General features: G+C 45.2%; 12 protein-coding genes and 1 tRNA gene. 11 read left to right on the top strand and 2 right to left on the bottom strand.

The features are described 5' to 3' along the window. Window positions 1-505: 505 nt before the first annotated feature. A complete protein-coding gene (locus AKL11_RS21700) occupies window positions 506-880 on the bottom strand; it encodes a helix-turn-helix domain-containing protein (protein WP_157673714.1) in 375 nt (124 codons plus the stop codon). A gap of 280 nt (window positions 881-1,160) precedes the next feature. Here AKL11_RS21700 and AKL11_RS21705 point away from each other — a divergent pair, with 280 nt between their 5' ends. From AKL11_RS21705 to AKL11_RS21715, 3 genes are all read left to right on the top strand, one after another. Continuing rightward, window positions 1,161-3,818: a TnsB C-terminal domain-containing protein gene (locus tag AKL11_RS21705; protein WP_067521937.1), complete on the top strand. Its 2,658-nt coding sequence runs from the start codon at window positions 1,161-1,163 to the stop codon at window positions 3,816-3,818. Between the two features lie 117 nt (window positions 3,819-3,935). Next, window positions 3,936-5,081, top strand: a complete 1,146-nt coding sequence (locus AKL11_RS21710) for a TniB family NTP-binding protein (RefSeq protein WP_067521939.1) — start codon at window positions 3,936-3,938, stop codon at window positions 5,079-5,081. Continuing rightward, entirely contained in the window at window positions 5,008-6,366 is a 1,359-nt protein-coding gene (locus AKL11_RS21715; protein ID WP_095210611.1) for a TniQ family protein, read from the top strand. Before AKL11_RS21710 ends, AKL11_RS21715 begins: the two co-directional genes overlap by 74 nt. 353 nt (window positions 6,367-6,719) lie before the next feature. Here the strand turns inward: AKL11_RS21715 and AKL11_RS21720 are convergent. Next, window positions 6,720-6,806, bottom strand: a tRNA-Leu gene (locus tag AKL11_RS21720). A gap of 299 nt (window positions 6,807-7,105) precedes the next feature. Between AKL11_RS21720 and queA the strand changes: the two genes are divergently transcribed. From queA to AKL11_RS21760, 8 genes are all read left to right on the top strand, one after another. After that, window positions 7,106-8,134 carry a tRNA preQ1(34) S-adenosylmethionine ribosyltransferase-isomerase QueA gene (queA, locus tag AKL11_RS21725; RefSeq protein ID WP_067521943.1) on the top strand — a complete coding sequence of 343 codons (1,029 nt, stop codon included), beginning with the start codon at window positions 7,106-7,108 and terminating at the stop codon, window positions 8,132-8,134. 167 nt (window positions 8,135-8,301) lie between these two features. After that, window positions 8,302-9,417, top strand: a complete 1,116-nt coding sequence (gene tgt / locus AKL11_RS21730) for a tRNA guanosine(34) transglycosylase Tgt (protein ID WP_067521944.1) — start codon at window positions 8,302-8,304, stop codon at window positions 9,415-9,417. A 147-nt stretch (window positions 9,418-9,564) separates the two neighbouring features. Beyond that, complete coding sequence (gene yajC, locus AKL11_RS21735; protein WP_067521946.1) at window positions 9,565-9,909, top strand: preprotein translocase subunit YajC; 345 nt, start codon at window positions 9,565-9,567, stop codon at window positions 9,907-9,909. A 287-nt stretch (window positions 9,910-10,196) separates the two neighbouring features. Further along, window positions 10,197-12,065, top strand: coding sequence for a protein translocase subunit SecD (secD, locus tag AKL11_RS21740; protein WP_067521948.1), 1,869 nt, complete (start codon window positions 10,197-10,199; stop codon window positions 12,063-12,065). A gap of 10 nt (window positions 12,066-12,075) precedes the next feature. Continuing rightward, on the top strand, window positions 12,076-12,993 hold the full coding sequence (secF, locus tag AKL11_RS21745; RefSeq protein ID WP_067522128.1) for a protein translocase subunit SecF: 918 nt from the start codon (window positions 12,076-12,078) through the stop codon (window positions 12,991-12,993). Between the two features lie 58 nt (window positions 12,994-13,051). Continuing rightward, entirely contained in the window at window positions 13,052-13,426 is a 375-nt protein-coding gene (locus AKL11_RS21750) for a VanZ family protein (protein WP_095210612.1), read from the top strand. A gap of 250 nt (window positions 13,427-13,676) precedes the next feature. Then, window positions 13,677-14,810: an ISAs1 family transposase gene (locus tag AKL11_RS21755; protein ID WP_067521950.1), complete on the top strand. Its 1,134-nt coding sequence runs from the start codon at window positions 13,677-13,679 to the stop codon at window positions 14,808-14,810. A 51-nt stretch (window positions 14,811-14,861) separates the two neighbouring features. Next, on the top strand, window positions 14,862-15,905 hold the full coding sequence (locus AKL11_RS21760; protein WP_067521952.1) for an ISAs1 family transposase: 1,044 nt from the start codon (window positions 14,862-14,864) through the stop codon (window positions 15,903-15,905). The last annotated feature ends 107 nt before the right edge of the window (window positions 15,906-16,012 follow it).

Raw genomic sequence — 16,012 nt, forward strand, 5'->3', positions numbered from 1 at the left:
TGTAAGAGTTATTACTGCAAGTGTGGAGATAAATAGTATGCGGCGCATGAAGGAGGTATAAGCAGGTGAAAGGGTGAACATAGGTGATGAGGCAGGGTTTGGGAATACGGTTTTACCGATGTGGTGTTTTAGGTAGTAAGCATGTAGCTACTTGTCATAGCTGGTTAGAATTATTCAGGCAGATTCTTTGGCAGTAAATTTTCAAGGGGGTAAGTTTGAAGAGAGGTTATATCATTTTCTTTCAGCATTAAAGCTTATATGTAACCTAGCCTGTAGGCTTATGAGTTGCTGAGTTGTAGCTATTTGGGAGTCACCTAGTAAGGACTGCTATGCATTAAGCCTGTCTCTTAGGATAGAGGGATTTGTCCGCTGTTTCCGAGGGCAGCGAAAAAGAGACGTTATTCATGTAATGAATCAATTGATTTCGATGGCGAAGTACTGCTGAAGCGCACGTGGAACACTCCTTAATATCCACCGTAAGAAGTCTGTCTAGTGTATACGCTGGCTATGACTGTTTTTTTCTATCATTCAGCATTTTCTCCATATTGGGTTCAATGCGTTTTTTTTGACCCTGCTTTGTGCCAGCAAAGAGAGACTCTGGTAATACATTCAATGCAGTGCTGATTTGCCAGATGGTAGCAAGGGTTGGATTACCATTTTTGAGAATTTTGAAGAGTTGTTGTGGTGTTATGCCCAATAAGGTAGCCAGTTCTGATTTTGTCATATGAGAACCAGGCTTCGATTTTGATGATGCTTTGTTTAAAGCACAAACGATATTGTCGCGGACAGTTTTAATAAAGCGATCTTTTTCTTCCTGGTTAAATGTCATAAAAAGTCTATAATAAGCATATAAGCTGACAGCATATATGCTAAAAATCAAGAAAATCAGAAAATTTTGAAATTATTTTCCATGGAATTAATAGGCAGTAATCCTGTCATGCTGGAGCAATCCTGCCGGATATACATAAAATTTATTTCCGTTACCTGCTGATTTACAACGGTAAAAAAAATTAATTTATATTTTTGGCTAATAGCCAATGTAACATTGTTTATGTTTCAGGGTCAAGTGCAAGTGGTTGAAAAAAAATGATTGAGTTAACGAAAAAGTTTGTGAATTCTGAATATAAAGCTACGCAAAAAAAAGAATATAGGAGTTCTGCATGGATAAGCCAAAAGCGCTGCTGGAGTATGTTAAGGCTAACGCTGAGCGTTTGGGTGTGAATGATGAAGGGTTGGACTATGTTCAGCAATCAATGGGTAACCCAGTTCGACACATTAATCGAGGGGGGCCGGGTAGAGCCAGTTTATTCCCAAGCCCGCTGATGGGAGTTGTCAACAAGTCAGAAAGTGATTTAGAGAAAGCGCTTCAGATAATGAGTGAAATGAAGCCCTCTGTTCGGGGGATCTTCGATCAGCCAATTACTTTTCAGATATCGCCAGTAATGAAAAATGGTAAGCGTCAGGGAATACGACACACGCCGGATGCTTTTTTGGTTGAAGAAGATGCAGTTTCTTTTGTTGAGTGTAAACGGGTGGCTGAACTCATGGAGCTCTGTGAGAAATATCCGGACAGATATATCTATGACGAAGTTGAGGGGTGTTTTCGTTCGCCAGTGATGGAACGGGAACTTAAGCGTACTGGTGTTAAATATCGGTTTTTTACTGATGCGGATTGTAACCCCAAGCTTTTGGCCAACATCAGGCATTTATTGGACTACATAAGAGTGCTAAAGAAGAAGGAAGCTGTTTCCAGTGAGATAGAACAGGCTTGCGTCAGCTTTATCGGCAGTTCGCCTACGATGACTATTAGTGAGTTTTTGGTTGGGCATCCCGCTTTAAAAATTGATCATGTGTTGCAGCTTGTTGCTTCTGGCGCACTTTATGTGGCCATGGAGCGAGAGCTGCTGTCTGAGCCTGAAACGTGCAGGGTCTTTACGTCTAAAAGTGCGTGTCAAGTGTATATAACAACAAGAGATGTGAAACCATCGAATGGGTTTCATTTTAAATCTTCGGAGATGGCGGTTAAGGAGGGAATGGTTTGCCAGCGAGGAGGACAGGTATGGAAGCTTCAGTCTATTGATCCTTCAAGGCAAACGGTGCTGATCGAAATTACGGGTGAAGGTTTGTCTCAGCTAAAGCCTGTAAGGATTCAGGATGTTAGAGAGCTGATCAAATCTAAAGAATTAGAAGTTGTAGAGGGTGATCAGAGCAACGATAAGCTGAATGATGAGCAAACACAGATGATGTTGGCGGCTAATGAAGATCATCAAAAAGAGGCGCTTAAGCGGCATCACACCTTGCATCAAGTGCTAATGGGAGATATGAATCGCCAACAAGCAGCAGAGTATTTGGGATGCTCTACAAGAACACTGCGACGATATATGAAGCGATATGCCGAAGGCATTGATCGCAGAGGAAATGGACTTGCGGAGCTGGTTGATAATCATCGCGGCAAGGGGAATAGTCAATCATTCATTAATGGCAAGCCTTTGGAGTTGGCTGATGATGTTATTGAGTCAGAATATCTTGATGCGAAGTGTAAAAGTGTAGCTGCCTGTTATCGTGACTATGTTCGGCTTTGTAAGGATGAAGGTGTAGAGCCGGGGTCGTACAGTTGGATGAGGCGCCGGATTAAAACTGTGAGTCTTAGCAAGCGGGTTCGAACCAGGCAGGGTCATAAGAAAGCTAATGCATTGATGCCCATCACAACCAGTGATGGTGTTATAGAAAGTAGGCGGGGAACCCGTGCATTTGAATATCTTCATGTTGATCATACTCAGCTTGATGAGTTTTTGAAGTTTCCCAATAAAAAACCTGCCAAACCGTGGTTGACGGTCATAGTTGACTTGTACTCCCGGAGTGTTTTGGCAATTTATTTAACGATGAGTAGTCCATCCAATAACTCAGTTATGATGGTGGTCAGAGAGCTGATTAAGCGTCACGGAAGGCTGCCTGAATCATTTTGTGTTGACGGTGGTGCAGAGTTTGAGAGTGTCCAGTTCGAACAATTTTGTGCTTACTTTTCTGTGACAATTCACAGTCGTAAAAGTAACCCGCGGGGTGGGTCGGCAGTTGAAAGTGTCTTTAAACAGCTTAATGAGGCCGTTGTTCATACGTTGACAGGCAATTCGAAGCTTATGAAAAACCCACGTCAGTTGTCAGCTAGTGTAAACCCTGTTCTTAATGCGTTGTGGGATTTTCAGTCATTGAAACAGCTTTTGGAAGATTTCTTCTATGGGCACTACAACAAAACAGAGCATCCTGCGCACAAAATGATCCCGGACGAGGTTTTGGAAGACAGTTTTATACGTCATGGTGAGCGTGATTATCGAAAAGTGGGTGCGGATGATGAGAATCTGCGCATTATGATGCTTCCTCATGATGGGAACAAGCGTACTCGAGTTATTCAGCCAGTTAAAGGGGTTGTCAGAAAGGGGTTGTATTACGGACATGAATTATTCAGCAGTGCTGATTGGTTGGGGAAAGAGGTTGAGCTTCGTATAGATCCCGAGGATGACTCTTATGTTTACTGTAATCTGGATGGGTGGAAACGATGTGAACGGGTGGTTACTGAGGGACGATATTTTCCCGGTATTGACCGCTCAGTTTTAACAGAGGCGAACGGTTATACACATTCCTTTTACTCTCAAAAAGAGATAGCGGAGCGTGCTGTTCCATTTAATCGGAAAATTTCAGATGAAGAGAAGCGATTAAGGGAGGGGGTAGAGGAGGTTGAGAATAAGTCTACAGCGGTTAGTGATAGTGATGCTTCATCGATCAGAATTGTGCCAGGTGAAAATAATATTGAGGATTTCTAAAAGCGACCCTCAAGTACCATTCAGTAATGAAAGTACAATTGTCTGAGCAGTATTGAGTGCTGTAAATGACATGTTCAGGTATTAAGCGAAAATTAACAAGGCTTAGGAAGGTCTTTAATGAAAAACAAATTGCACGAAAACCGAACTTTTGGCGATGAAGTATTGCAGTCGTCTATTGAGGAAAAAATTGATTTCTTTTCAAATCAGAGAATCAAGCATGCGAATCTAAGCGAAGCCTATGATGATTTACTGATTAAAGCGGAGCCTGTCGGGGGGGTTGAGTTTATTCAGCTGGTTGGTTCAACGGGAGCTGGAAAAACTAGGGCGGCCAAGAAGTTTGCCAAGGGGAAGTTGGAAGAAAATAAGACATATATGCAGGAAAATCCTGAGGTGGTTCCTGTTGTTTATGTTGAGTGCCCAGCGTCTGTAGGTGACCGATTCCCTTGGCAGCCATTATTTAAAAATATTTTGAAGACAGGAGGAGAGTTATTGCTAGACCGAGGAAACTACGTTTTGGATTATTCTGAGGGCGTTAGCCAGAAAGAAATATCCAGGATTTTACTGAAAGATAACAGCATTCCAGATCTCGCTGAAGTGGTTCAAGGTTTTTTGAAAAAACGTAAAGTTCAATATCTTATTATTGATGAGGCGCAGCATATTATTGATGCTTGTCGTACCCCGAAGGAAGCGTTTCGTTGCATGGAGATGCTGAAGTCAATAGCAACCTTGAGCGGGTGTATCATTGTTTTGGTGGGCACTTACCGATTGTTGAGATTTGGTGAAATCAGTGCGCAGCTTGGAAGACGTTCAGAGATTATTGAGTTGCGACCCTATCAGCGTGGCTCTGTTGCTGAGTTAAAAAATTTTGGCGAAGCTCTTGATGCTTTACTGCAACGTTACCCTACAGCTTTCGCAGACATAATTTTCGAAAAAGTAGAAGATATCCATCTCGCTTGTTGTGGGTGCATCGGTATTCTTAAGGATTGGCTAACAAAAACGCTCTATAGAACCTTGAAGTCAGGTAAGAGTTACGTGACTTTTAAAGATTTAATGGCAAATCGCATGGATCCGCGTGAACTGAGACAGGTGGCCAAAGAAATTAGAATGGGTAGAGACTACTTTTGCCGTGTATCCATGCTAGAGGTTGAAGAAATGTTGCTGGGTGATAAAACAAAGGTGGTGCCTGCAAATGATTCGAAGGGTGTTCAGCGAAAACTTGAGCGAGATGAAGCAGGGGGTGCTGATTATGATGGGTGTGTTTGAACAGTTTCCTCGAACTGCTCTATATAAGTTAAAACCAGAGGATTCTGGTAATGGGTTTATGTTTGAGTCAGCAGGAAGTTATCTTGTGCGATTGGCCTATGCTCACCGGAAAGCGCCGCATCATTTTTTGCGTCATTTTTTAAATCCTGCCCTTGGGCAGGGGGCGGTGTCTAATGATTTATTCCTGAATTATGGATTTTCAGCAATGAATGGGTATCGACCAAAGGCTGAAATGTATTTAAATGCTTTAGAAGTGTTTACTGGGCAGAAAGGTGTTGGCTTGTTATCGATGTTGCCCTGGAAATCATTGCTCGATTCAATGGGGAAGGGGCTATTTCACCCATCAAAAAAATGGTGTCCGGAATGTTTTCAAGAATGGCGGACAAATAAAGAGGTTTTATATGAGCCGCTAATCTGGAGTTTAAAGAGCTTAACGATATGCCCTGTTCATCAATGTTTATATGCAGGAAATTGTTTTGAGTGTGGCGCAAAGCAGTACATGGTTCAGAGAGTGCTTCCGATTGGTTTTTGTCCTGAGTGTGGCTCATTTCTTGGTAGCGAAGCTAAAGGAATGGGGAAGAAAGTGCTTTCGAAAAAAGAACAGTATCTTTTGGATCTTGTCGCTAGCCGCCATCGGGTAACAGAAAATATGCAGCTCCTGCAGCTATTAAGAGGTGGAATCAAGATAGTGATGGCTAAGTTGAGTGTGACATCAACAAAAAAATTAGAGCAGCTGCTTTGTTTTTCCCAGGCAACAATCAGTCAGTGGCTTTCTGATGGAAGTCGAGGTACTAGGCCAACTCTGAGTACTTTGTTAAATTTTTGTGTTGCTGTGGAGGTCAGCCCGGTTGTGTTGCTGTTCCAGCATGATCGTATTGATCCTGTCGCAAAAGTGGCAGAACTTGATGGTAGAAAATCTTATGATAATGCGGATAAGTACGACTGGGTTAAACAACAATTGACGAATATTGTAGATGGCCACAGCCGTGTTTTTTCTGTTAAGCAGGCGGCTGATCAGCTAAAGGTTGGCGTGAATTATTTGCGGTATCATTTTCCAGAATTAACCTATCGGTTGGTTGAGAAAAATAATGTTCTGCGTGATGAAAAGCGAGAAAGGCGAAATCGCAGAAATGTTTTATTGGTTGAAACTGTGTGCCAGGATCTACTGGGTGCTGGTGTCTTTCCCTCTCATAATTATGTGCGAAAAGCGCTGAAGCACGAGTTGAAAAATTATGGGTTTGGTGAATTCACAAGAATATGGAGAGAGGTAACTGAAAGGTTGTAACAAAAACTGTATTTTTAAAATTCCTTCCTGAATATTCTTCCTACTCTCGTTCCGAGAAATTTCACTTTATAAACCACGCAGCTTTCCAATGATTGGGTAGGCTTTTTTATTCCTATTTGATATCGGGGAATTTGGATTATTTTGAGCTGTGAAATGATTTTTTTTTTTTGCTCAAAGATGACCGGAAAATTTTCAGAAAAGCTGTCCGGTTATTGGAATAATAGAGATGATTTTTTGCAAAAAAGTGTCCGTTTCTACAAAAAAAACAACCTAAATTTCTACTATGATCGTAGAAGGTGTCCGAACGGACAAGTTAGTCAATCAGGGACATTGAGGGATTTATTTGATGAATCTGGTACCGGTGGGCGGACTCGAACCGCCACGCCCGTTAAGGCGGGGGATTTTGAATCCCCTATGTCTACCAATTCCATCACACCGGCATTGGGTTGAGATTATGTTATCTCCCGATTGATTTCAAACTTTCTTTTAGTCTTCAATCTTTCCAGAAGAGGCGTCTCTCAAGTGCGGCGAAGTATATCAAAGACTTTATTCAGATCAAGCAGTTATTGCATATTTTATTGGTTAAGGTTTGCTGACTATGGGTAAGCTCTCCTGACACCGTTGCCGTTTTGCAGTATCCTTCGCAGCTTTTCTACGCTTTGTTTAATGCGCTACTTACTATAAGCAGCATTTATAGATAATGGCGAGAGTGTTGTAGTGAGTACCTACCGGATTGTCCATGCAAGTCAGTGATTTTGATTTTGATCTGCCCGATGAGCAGATTGCCCGGTTTCCTGCGGAAGATCGTACCGGCAGCCGTATGCTGTGCCTGAATGGCAACAGCGGCATCATCAACCATCGACAGTTTGCAGATATCGAAAGCATGCTGGAGCCCGGCGATTTGCTGGTGTTGAATAATACTCGTGTGATTCCGGCACGAATGTACGGGCAGAAAGAAACTGGCGGCAAGATTGAAGTGCTGATTGAGCGCGTGGAGGAAGATAATCTGGCGCTTGCGCAGGTTCGAGCCAGTAAATCTCCCAAGCCTGGTTCGGTTTTGCTGTTGGGTAACGGTTCTGTTCGTGTTGTGGTGGAAGGGCGGCAGGATTTTCTGTTTATTCTTCGATTTGAAACTTCAATTTTTCCGATATTGCTGGAACATGGCCATATGCCACTTCCGCCGTATATTGATCGGGAAGACGGTGACAGTGATCGCCTGCGTTATCAAACGGTATTCGCCGAGAAAGACGGTGCCGTTGCAGCGCCAACGGCAGGGCTGCATTTTGATGAAGCATTGCTGGCGCGGCTGGAAGCAAAAGGCGTTAATAAGGTGTTTGTGACGCTGCATGTGGGGTCGGGTACTTATCAGCCGGTGCGGGTGGATAAGATCGAAGATCATGTGATGCATGCGGAATATATCGAAGTGTCTGAACAAGTTTGTCAGGCGGTTCGAGAGACCCGGGCGAGCGGCAATCGTGTGGTTGCTGTGGGAACAACGTCTGTGCGGAGTTTGGAGTCAGCGTCTGCTTCTGGCGAGATTCAGCCGTTTCAGGGGGACTCGACGATTTTTATTTACCCCGGTTATGAGTTTAAGAGTGTGGATTTGATGGTGACTAATTTTCATTTGCCTCAGTCTACCTTGTTGATGCTGGTTAGCGCGTTTGCTGGCCGTGATCATGTTTTGCGCGCATATGATGAAGCGGTGGCGCAGGGGTATCGCTTCTTTAGTTATGGCGATGCGATGTTGCTGGAACGTAAGACGGATTGATGATGTTTCATTTCTATGCGCTGTGTCTGAGTTCGGTATGCATTCCCACGCGGAGCATGGGAACGAGGTTCTTGGGGGGTTGCGACAACCTCGAAGTATGGGTGCGAGATTTGTAGTTTTTGATTTTTGAAAGTGATTAAACGGTCATGAAAAGAGAAGAGTGTTTTATGCAATTCGATCAGCTGGCGACCGACGGTAAAGCCCGTCGTGGTCGGCTGACGTTTCCTCGCGGTACAGTAGAAACGCCGTGTTTTATGCCGGTGGGCACCTACGGCACCGTTAAAGGTATGTTGCCACGTGATATTAAGGAGATTGGTGCTGAAATCATTCTCGGTAACACCTTTCACCTGATGTTGCGCCCGGGCACGGAAATTATTCAGAAGCACGGTGATTTGCACGATTTCAATCAATGGCATGGGCCGATTCTCACGGACTCCGGCGGCTTCCAGGTGTTCAGTCTTGGCAAGTTGCGCAAGATTACTGAAGAGGGCGTTTCCTTTCAGTCACCGGTGGATGGTTCCAAGGTGTTTTTGAATCCGGAAGTCTCCATGCAGGTTCAAAAAGAACTGGGTTCTGACATCGTTATGATCTTTGACGAATGCACACCGGGAGATGCCAATGAAGAGCAGGCTCGTGTGTCCATGGAGCTTTCTCTGCGTTGGGCGGCACGTTCCAAGGCTGCTCATGGTGAAAGTCCTTCAGCGCTATTCGGCATTATTCAGGGCGGGATGTTTGAAGAGCTGCGTGATGTATCTCTGGACGGGCTGACTGAGATTGGCTTTGACGGTTACGCCATCGGAGGTTTGTCGGTTGGTGAGAGTAAAGAAGACATGATGCGTATTCTTTCTCATATTACGCACAAGATTCCGGAAGATCACCCGCGTTACCTGATGGGCGTTGGTAAGCCGGAAGATATTGTGGAGGCAGTGCGTCGAGGCGTGGACATGTTTGATTGTGTGATGCCGACGCGCAATGCCCGTAATGGTCATCTGTTTGTGGACGAGGGTGTTATTAAAATTCGCAACTCTGCACACAAAAAAGATGAGCGTCCACTGGAAGAAAATTGCGACTGTTACACGTGTCAGAATTTTAGTCGTGCCTATCTGCACCATCTGGATAAGTGTGGTGAGATTCTGGGCTCCATGCTGAATACGATTCATAACCTTCGCTATTATCAGCGAGTGATGGAAGGGTTGCGTGGCGCCATCGAAAAAGGCGAGCTGGAAGCGTTTGTGGTGGAATTCTATCGCAAACGTGGTCAGGAAGTGCCGGACTGGGGTTGATATTTTTCAGTCAGTCCCAATAAACCGTTAGGTTATAAGACTTCCGGTAACGCTTTGTTACGCAGTATTGACGGCGTTGTCTTCCGGACTGTTTATTTTTCAGGTAAATTGCTGCATCAACAGTAAGAATGTTTTAGGAGTATTGGAATGATTCCTTTTATCAGTCAGGCTCAAGCTGCCGCCGAAGGCGCGGCGCCAGCAGTTGGCGGACCGGGAATGATTGGCCAGCTGGTGATGCTGGGCGGTTTTGTGCTGATTTTCTGGCTGCTGATCTGGCGTCCACAGAGCAAGCGTGCCAAAGAGCATAAGAACTTGATTGGTGGCCTTGCTAAGGGTGATGAAGTGGTCACCACTGGTGGCATTCTGGGTAAAGTCAACAATGTTACTGATGAGTTTGTCACTCTTCAGGTAGCTGACAATATGGAAATGAATTTCCAGAAAGGCTCAGTAGCAGCGACCTTGCCAAAAGGCACGATTAAGGCTATTAAGTAAATGACAAAAAGGCAGTCACTAGGCTGCCTTTTTTACGACTGAATGGACTGCCCGCGCAATTCGATTTGCCCATGCAATAAACGTTTAAAGTCGCATAATACCAATAGCGCTTTTAAATTATGCAGCGAGCAAGTTATTTTGGGCAACTGGGCAAGGTGAAGAGACGAGTCATAGCCAAAGCTATGGCGAGGAGCTTCAAAGCAGATCCAGTTGGTCAAAAGAACTGCGCAGCCATAATTTTAAAGCAAAATTGGTATAATACTTATTAAATCAGGAACCGGTGAGCCATGCTCAATCGCTATCCATTGTGGAAGTACCTGCTGATTCTGGTCGTGGTAGGTCTTGGGTTTATTTATGCCCTTCCCAATCTTTATCCCGCAGACCCTGCTGTTCAGGTCTCTGGTGCAAGTTCATCCAAAGTGATGGATGAACGGGTTCAGCGTCGTGTTGAGCAGGCATTGTCTGCCGCGGATGTTGACATTAAATCTGTAGAACTGGACGACGGTTCTTTGTTAGTTCGTCTTAATCATGCCGACCAGCAACAGCTTTCCAAGTCATTGGTAAAAGAAGCGCTGGGTGATGATTATGTGGTTGCGATCAATCTTGCCCAGACGACACCTGAATGGCTGACCTCCATCGGCGCTTACCCAATGAAACTGGGTTTGGACCTTTCAGGCGGAGTGCACTTTCTTTTAGAAGTGGATACAGCAAAAGCGGTGCAGTTGAAGTTAGATATTGCTAATTCGGAAATCCGTACCGCATTGCGTAAGGAAAAGCTTCGTTATCGTACTATGCCAGAGCGTGCCGACGGTGCACGACAGATGGCATTTAATGATGTGGCTTCCCGCGATAAAGCGGCGAGACTTATCAGTAGAGATTTCCCAGATCTGACCGTTGAAAATACGGAAGTGAATAGTCGCCCGGTGGTGTCTTTCGGTTATTCAGAAACGGCGATTCGTGAAGTTGAAGATTATGCAGTACGGCAGAACCTGACAACCGTTCGTAACCGTGTGAATGAACTGGGTGTTTCTGAACCATTGGTTCAGCGCCAGGGTCGTAACGGTATCGTCGTCGAGTTGCCAGGTGTTCAGGATACCGCAGAAGCCAAGCGTATTCTCGGTAAGACGGCCAACCTGCAGTTCCGCTTAGAGGCGTTGCCTGATGCTTCCCGTGTGAGTACCGAAACCTTCAGTTTCAGAAACTCTGCACGTCCTGCGGTTGCGCTGGAAAGAGACATCATCATTACTGGCGACCAGGTGTCCAGTGCGCAGTCCAACTTTGATACCCAAAGTGGGCAGCCTCAGGTCAATATCAATTTGGACAGTCATGGCGGTACGGTGATGAACCGTGCAACACGTAATAACGTGGGGCGTGCCATGGCGGTGATTTTTATTGAGCAGAAGCCTGTTACCAAGGTAGTGACCAAAACCGTTGATGGTGTGAAGGTTAAGGAAACGATTCAAAGTTTCCAGCAGGAAGAGAGTGTCATCAGCCTGGCAACCATTCAAAGTGCGTTGGGTAATCAGTTCCGTATTACCGGTCTGGACTCTTCTGGGGAAGCCTCTGAGTTAGCATTGTTGCTTCGTGCCGGTTCTCTCGCAGCGCCTATGTACTTTGCTGAAGAGCGTACTGTTGGCCCAAGCCTGGGTGCTGAAAACATTCAGATGGGTGTTCATTCCACGGTGATTGGTCTGATTCTGCTGCTGATCTTTATGGTGGTGGTGTACCGTGTGTTTGGTTTGCTGGCGAACATTGCACTGTCAATCAACCTGGTGTTGTTGATGGCGGTCATGAGCCTGTTTGGCGCGACGCTGACCATGCCGGGTATTGCGGGTATCGTTCTGACGTTGGGTATGGCGGTGGATGCGAACGTTCTGATTTTCTCCCGTATCCGGGAAGAGATTCGTAACGGACGACCGATTCAACGTGCTATTCATGATGGTTTTGACCGCGCGTTTGTTTCCATTTTTGACGGTAACATTACCACGTTGCTGGTGGGTATCATTCTGTTTGCGGTGGGTACCGGGCCTATCAAAGGTTTTGCGGTGACCCTGTGTATCGGTATTCTGACGTCTATGTTTACGGCGATTGTGCTGACTCGCTCATTGGTGAATGTCACCCATGGCGGCCGCAATCTTAAGAAACTACATATTTGAGGTGGCAGTGATGAGTGATTTAAAAGTCATTAACTTCATGCGACTGCGCAGCCTCGCGTCGGTGCTGTCGCTGATACTGGTGGTGGGTTCTTTAGCAACATTGTTGACTAAAGGCATCAATTGGGGGCTGGATTTTACTGGCGGAACCCTGATTGAACTGGTGTACGATAAGCCGGTGAAAACGGCCGATATTCGTGAGCAACTTGCTGCTGAAGGATACGATAACGTTGTCGTTCAGGAGTTTGGTTCCGCAGAAGATATTCTGGTGCGTATTCCTGGTGATGATCCGAAACTGGGTGCTACGGTCAGTAAGCTGCTGGGGCAGAACTATGAAGGTAAGGTAGAAGCGGTTAGGGTCGAGTTTGTTGGCCCGCAGGTGGGTGATCGACTGAGAGATCAGGGCGGTTTAGGCATGTTGTTTGCCATGGTGCTGATCACGCTCTACATTGCCTTCCGCTTTCAGTTCAAATTTTCTGTGGGTGCCATTCTTTCTTTGGCGCACGACGTGATTTTTACTCTGGGTCTGTTCTCTTTCCTTCAGTTGCAATTTGACCTGACGGTGTTGGCGGCATTGCTGGCGGTAATCGGTTACTCCTTGAACGATACCATTATCGTTTATGACCGAATCCGTGAAAATTTCCGTAAACTCCGTAAAGGCGATGCTATTGAGGTGATCAACGTCTCCCTGACGCAAACGTTGGGTCGTACGTTGGCCACCTCTGGAACCACCTTGATGGTTCTGCTGTCTTTGTTCCTGTTTGGTGGTGAGATGATTCACAATTTCGCGATGGCACTAATTGTGGGTGTGGGTATTGGTACCTATTCGTCCATCTATATTGCATCCAATATGTTGGTGTATATGAAGATCAGCCGAGAAGACCTGATAGTGCCTGTTAAGGAAAACGAAGAGCTGGATCAGATACCCTGATTCGCTCTAACACAAAAAAGCCGGCATTTGTGCCGGCTTTTTTGTAGGGAGTGTGCCTATGTTTATTTTGAAATGGATGAAATCTTTACCTTCGCCATTGTTGAAAACCGGTTTTTATTTGTTGCTGTTGGCTGTGTTAGTGATGGCATTGCTTCCTGTTGAAGAGGAGGGGCCTGCGACATTACTGAATGACAAGGTAATGCATGGGCTGGTGTTTATGATGCTGGCGTTTGTGATGGAGGAGCTTGCCCATCCTTCAGAGCAATTTGTATTTATAAAGCCTGTTCTTCTGTTGGCGTATGGTGGGCTGATTGAGGTGTTACAGGGGCAGACTGGTTATCGTGATCCATCTTTTGCTGATATGCTGGCAGATTTTTCAGGGCTGATCTGTTTTTATGGGGCGCTCTATTTTTTGAAAGAGAAAAATCAATGATCGATTTGAATTTTCATTACATAGCATTGTCTGAATAATATGGACTTTTAAACAGGGAAGATGAATTATATTGATTAATTAGAGGTTTTATAATGTTCAGGATTTTCGGTTCGAGTAGTCCAGGTTCGGGTGGAGGCACTCAGGGCTTACGCATCAACTAGGTACTAAAGTTCCTTATTATTTTCAGTAACCAATTTGAATAATACTGTATCTGTCGCTTAGATAGTGTATCGGTTCAGAGATGTTCGCTATGCAAACTCTACAACAGAATACACTGGTTACCTATATCGATACTGTACCGGATCCCCGCTGTGAAGGAATGCGCATACATAACTTTATAGATATCCTCATTATCGCCATATGTGCTGTCCTCTGTGGCGTTGAGACTTGGGAGGGTATGACAAAGTTTGGCCGTAAGAAAAAAGGCTGGTTGTCTACTTTTCTGGAACTACCCAACGGTATTCCATCTCATGACACTTTCTACCGAACTTTTTGCCTTCTCGACCCAACTGCCTTTCAAGAATGCTTTACACGATGGATTTCCGATACTTTCAGAAACTTTTCCGGCGATGGACTGGATGTTATCCCCATTGATGGAAAGTGTCTTCGAGGTTCAAGGAGTAAATCCAAAAAGGCCATTCATATGGTAAGCGCCTGGAGCACCCGCGCAGGAATGGTTCTCTGTCAACGAAAGGTTGATGAAAAATCCAATGAAATCACTGCCGTTCCTGAACTCTTGAGGTCTATGTATCTAAAGGGTTGCGTTATCACTGCAGACGCACTCAACTGCCAGAGAGAGATTGTTAAAGTCTGCATCGAGCAGGGCGGCGATTATCTGCTTCCAGTTAAGGGCAACCAGGAGAACCTTCACAAGCAGATTGAAAAAGTAGCTGAGCAACAATGTGAATGGCACCCGGAGCAGACCCTTGGTTTCAATTATTCAGAAACGCAGGAAAAAGGACATGGCCGGACTGAGCGGCGTATGGTCTGGGTTATGGAAGACCTCTCTGAAATTACGGAAGCCAAAAAGTGGGAAGGATTACAGCAAGTAGCCATGATACAGCGTGATCGACAAATTGATAATAAAGTCACTACGGAGGTACATTATTACATCATGAGCAAACAGCTCAGTGCTGCAGAGGTACTGGACATTGCCCGTAAGCACTGGGAGGTGGAGAACAAACTTCACTGGAGGCTTGACGTTGCTTTTGGCGAAGATAAAAATCAGACTACCAATAATTGCGCCATTGAGAACGTCTCGATCCTTAACCGAATAGCACTGAATATCCACACTCAGGACACGGAAACCAACGACAGTATAAAACTGAAACGGTTAGCTGCGGGTTGGGACAATGACCACGGCAAAAACATGAGTATTTTTTGAACAGACAGGCGGGCTGAAAAACGGCAGAATACCGTTTTTTTCTACCTATCTATGTCAGCAAAAGCCCTGTTCTCCAAATTCAGCACACTCACCGATCCTCGAGATCCCAAGAAAACAACGCATATTCTGGCTGAGATTATGTTTATCTCCGTTTGTGCCATTTTGTGCGGCGCAGATGACTGGAACGCCATTAGACTGTTCGCCGAAACTAAAGAAAAATGGTTTCGAAAGTATCTGACCTTACCCGGTGGAATTCCTGTCGCCATTACATTTAATCGTGTTTTTGCTGCAATCGATCCAGATGAGTTTCGTCAGATCTTTATCCAGTGGATACGGGACGTTCTTTCGGGTCTTGAACTTTCTGACAGCAGAATCGTCGCGATAGATGGCAAGACGGTTAAAGGTTCGGCCTGGAACAAGGGCAAAGACGCCATTCACATGGTCAACGCCTGGTGCACCGAAGCTGGATTGTCCCTGGGCCAATATAAGGTGGATGCCAAGTCTAATGAAATTACCGCCATTCCAGCGCTGCTCAAACTCCTTGAACTGGCTGGCAGTCTGGTCACTATTGATGCAATGGGTTGCCAAAAGAAAATTGCCACTGCAATCCTAAAGAAAGAGGCAGACTATTTGCTTGCTGTGAAAGGCAACCAGAAGAAGCTCTATGGCGAACTGACACAAGCTTTCGAACAGCTTTGGCAAGAAAATCCGGAAGATGCGCCCTGCCTTGAGTTTGCCGAACAGAAAGGTAAATCACATGGTCGCATGGAACACCGTCGATGTTGGGTTATAAACGACATTGCTGAAAATTCCAACGCATTTGGCTGGAAAACCAAAACGATAGCTGCCGTCCAGTTAGACAGTCAGAAAAAAGGCAAAGGGAGTACATTAATCCGTTATTTTATATCCAGCCGCAAGCTGTCTGCTGAAGAGGTGGTTCAAGCCACAAGAAAGCACTGGTTGATCGAGAATCAATTGCACTGGGTTCTTGATGTTGCTTTTGATGAAGATCGTTGCAGGTCACGTGAGGGCTATGCAGCGGAGAATCTAGCAGTTGCAAGGCAGGTGAGCCTAAATCTTCTTAAGCTAGTGTAGTGCSCCGTTCTTTTTGCTGCTTAAGCGGCAATTAGCTCGAACTACCTTCTCCAGTATGTCATTAGCCTTGGCTGTCCATATAAACGGCTTGGGCTTCTCGTTATGTT

It is taken from the genome of Endozoicomonas ascidiicola (genome assembly GCF_001646945.1).
GTDB lineage: Bacteria > Pseudomonadota > Gammaproteobacteria > Pseudomonadales > Endozoicomonadaceae > Endozoicomonas > Endozoicomonas ascidiicola.

Excerpts from the sequence above, each read along its gene's own strand:
- AKL11_RS21705 (WP_067521937.1), top strand. The coding sequence starts at position 1,161 with ATGGATAAGCCAAAAGCGCTGCTGGAGTATGTTAAGGCTAACGCTGAG.
- AKL11_RS21710 (WP_067521939.1), top strand. The coding sequence starts at position 3,936 with ATGAAAAACAAATTGCACGAAAACCGAACTTTTGGCGATGAAGTATTG.
- AKL11_RS21715 (WP_095210611.1), top strand. The coding sequence starts at position 5,008 with ATGATTCGAAGGGTGTTCAGCGAAAACTTGAGCGAGATGAAGCAGGGG.
- queA (WP_067521943.1), top strand. The coding sequence starts at position 7,106 with ATGCAAGTCAGTGATTTTGATTTTGATCTGCCCGATGAGCAGATTGCC.
- tgt (WP_067521944.1), top strand. The coding sequence starts at position 8,302 with ATGCAATTCGATCAGCTGGCGACCGACGGTAAAGCCCGTCGTGGTCGG.
- yajC (WP_067521946.1), top strand. The coding sequence starts at position 9,565 with ATGATTCCTTTTATCAGTCAGGCTCAAGCTGCCGCCGAAGGCGCGGCG.
- secD (WP_067521948.1), top strand. The coding sequence starts at position 10,197 with ATGCTCAATCGCTATCCATTGTGGAAGTACCTGCTGATTCTGGTCGTG.
- secF (WP_067522128.1), top strand. The coding sequence starts at position 12,076 with ATGAGTGATTTAAAAGTCATTAACTTCATGCGACTGCGCAGCCTCGCG.
- AKL11_RS21750 (WP_095210612.1), top strand. The coding sequence starts at position 13,052 with ATGTTTATTTTGAAATGGATGAAATCTTTACCTTCGCCATTGTTGAAA.
- AKL11_RS21755 (WP_067521950.1), top strand. The coding sequence starts at position 13,677 with ATGCAAACTCTACAACAGAATACACTGGTTACCTATATCGATACTGTA.
- AKL11_RS21760 (WP_067521952.1), top strand. The coding sequence starts at position 14,862 with ATGTCAGCAAAAGCCCTGTTCTCCAAATTCAGCACACTCACCGATCCT.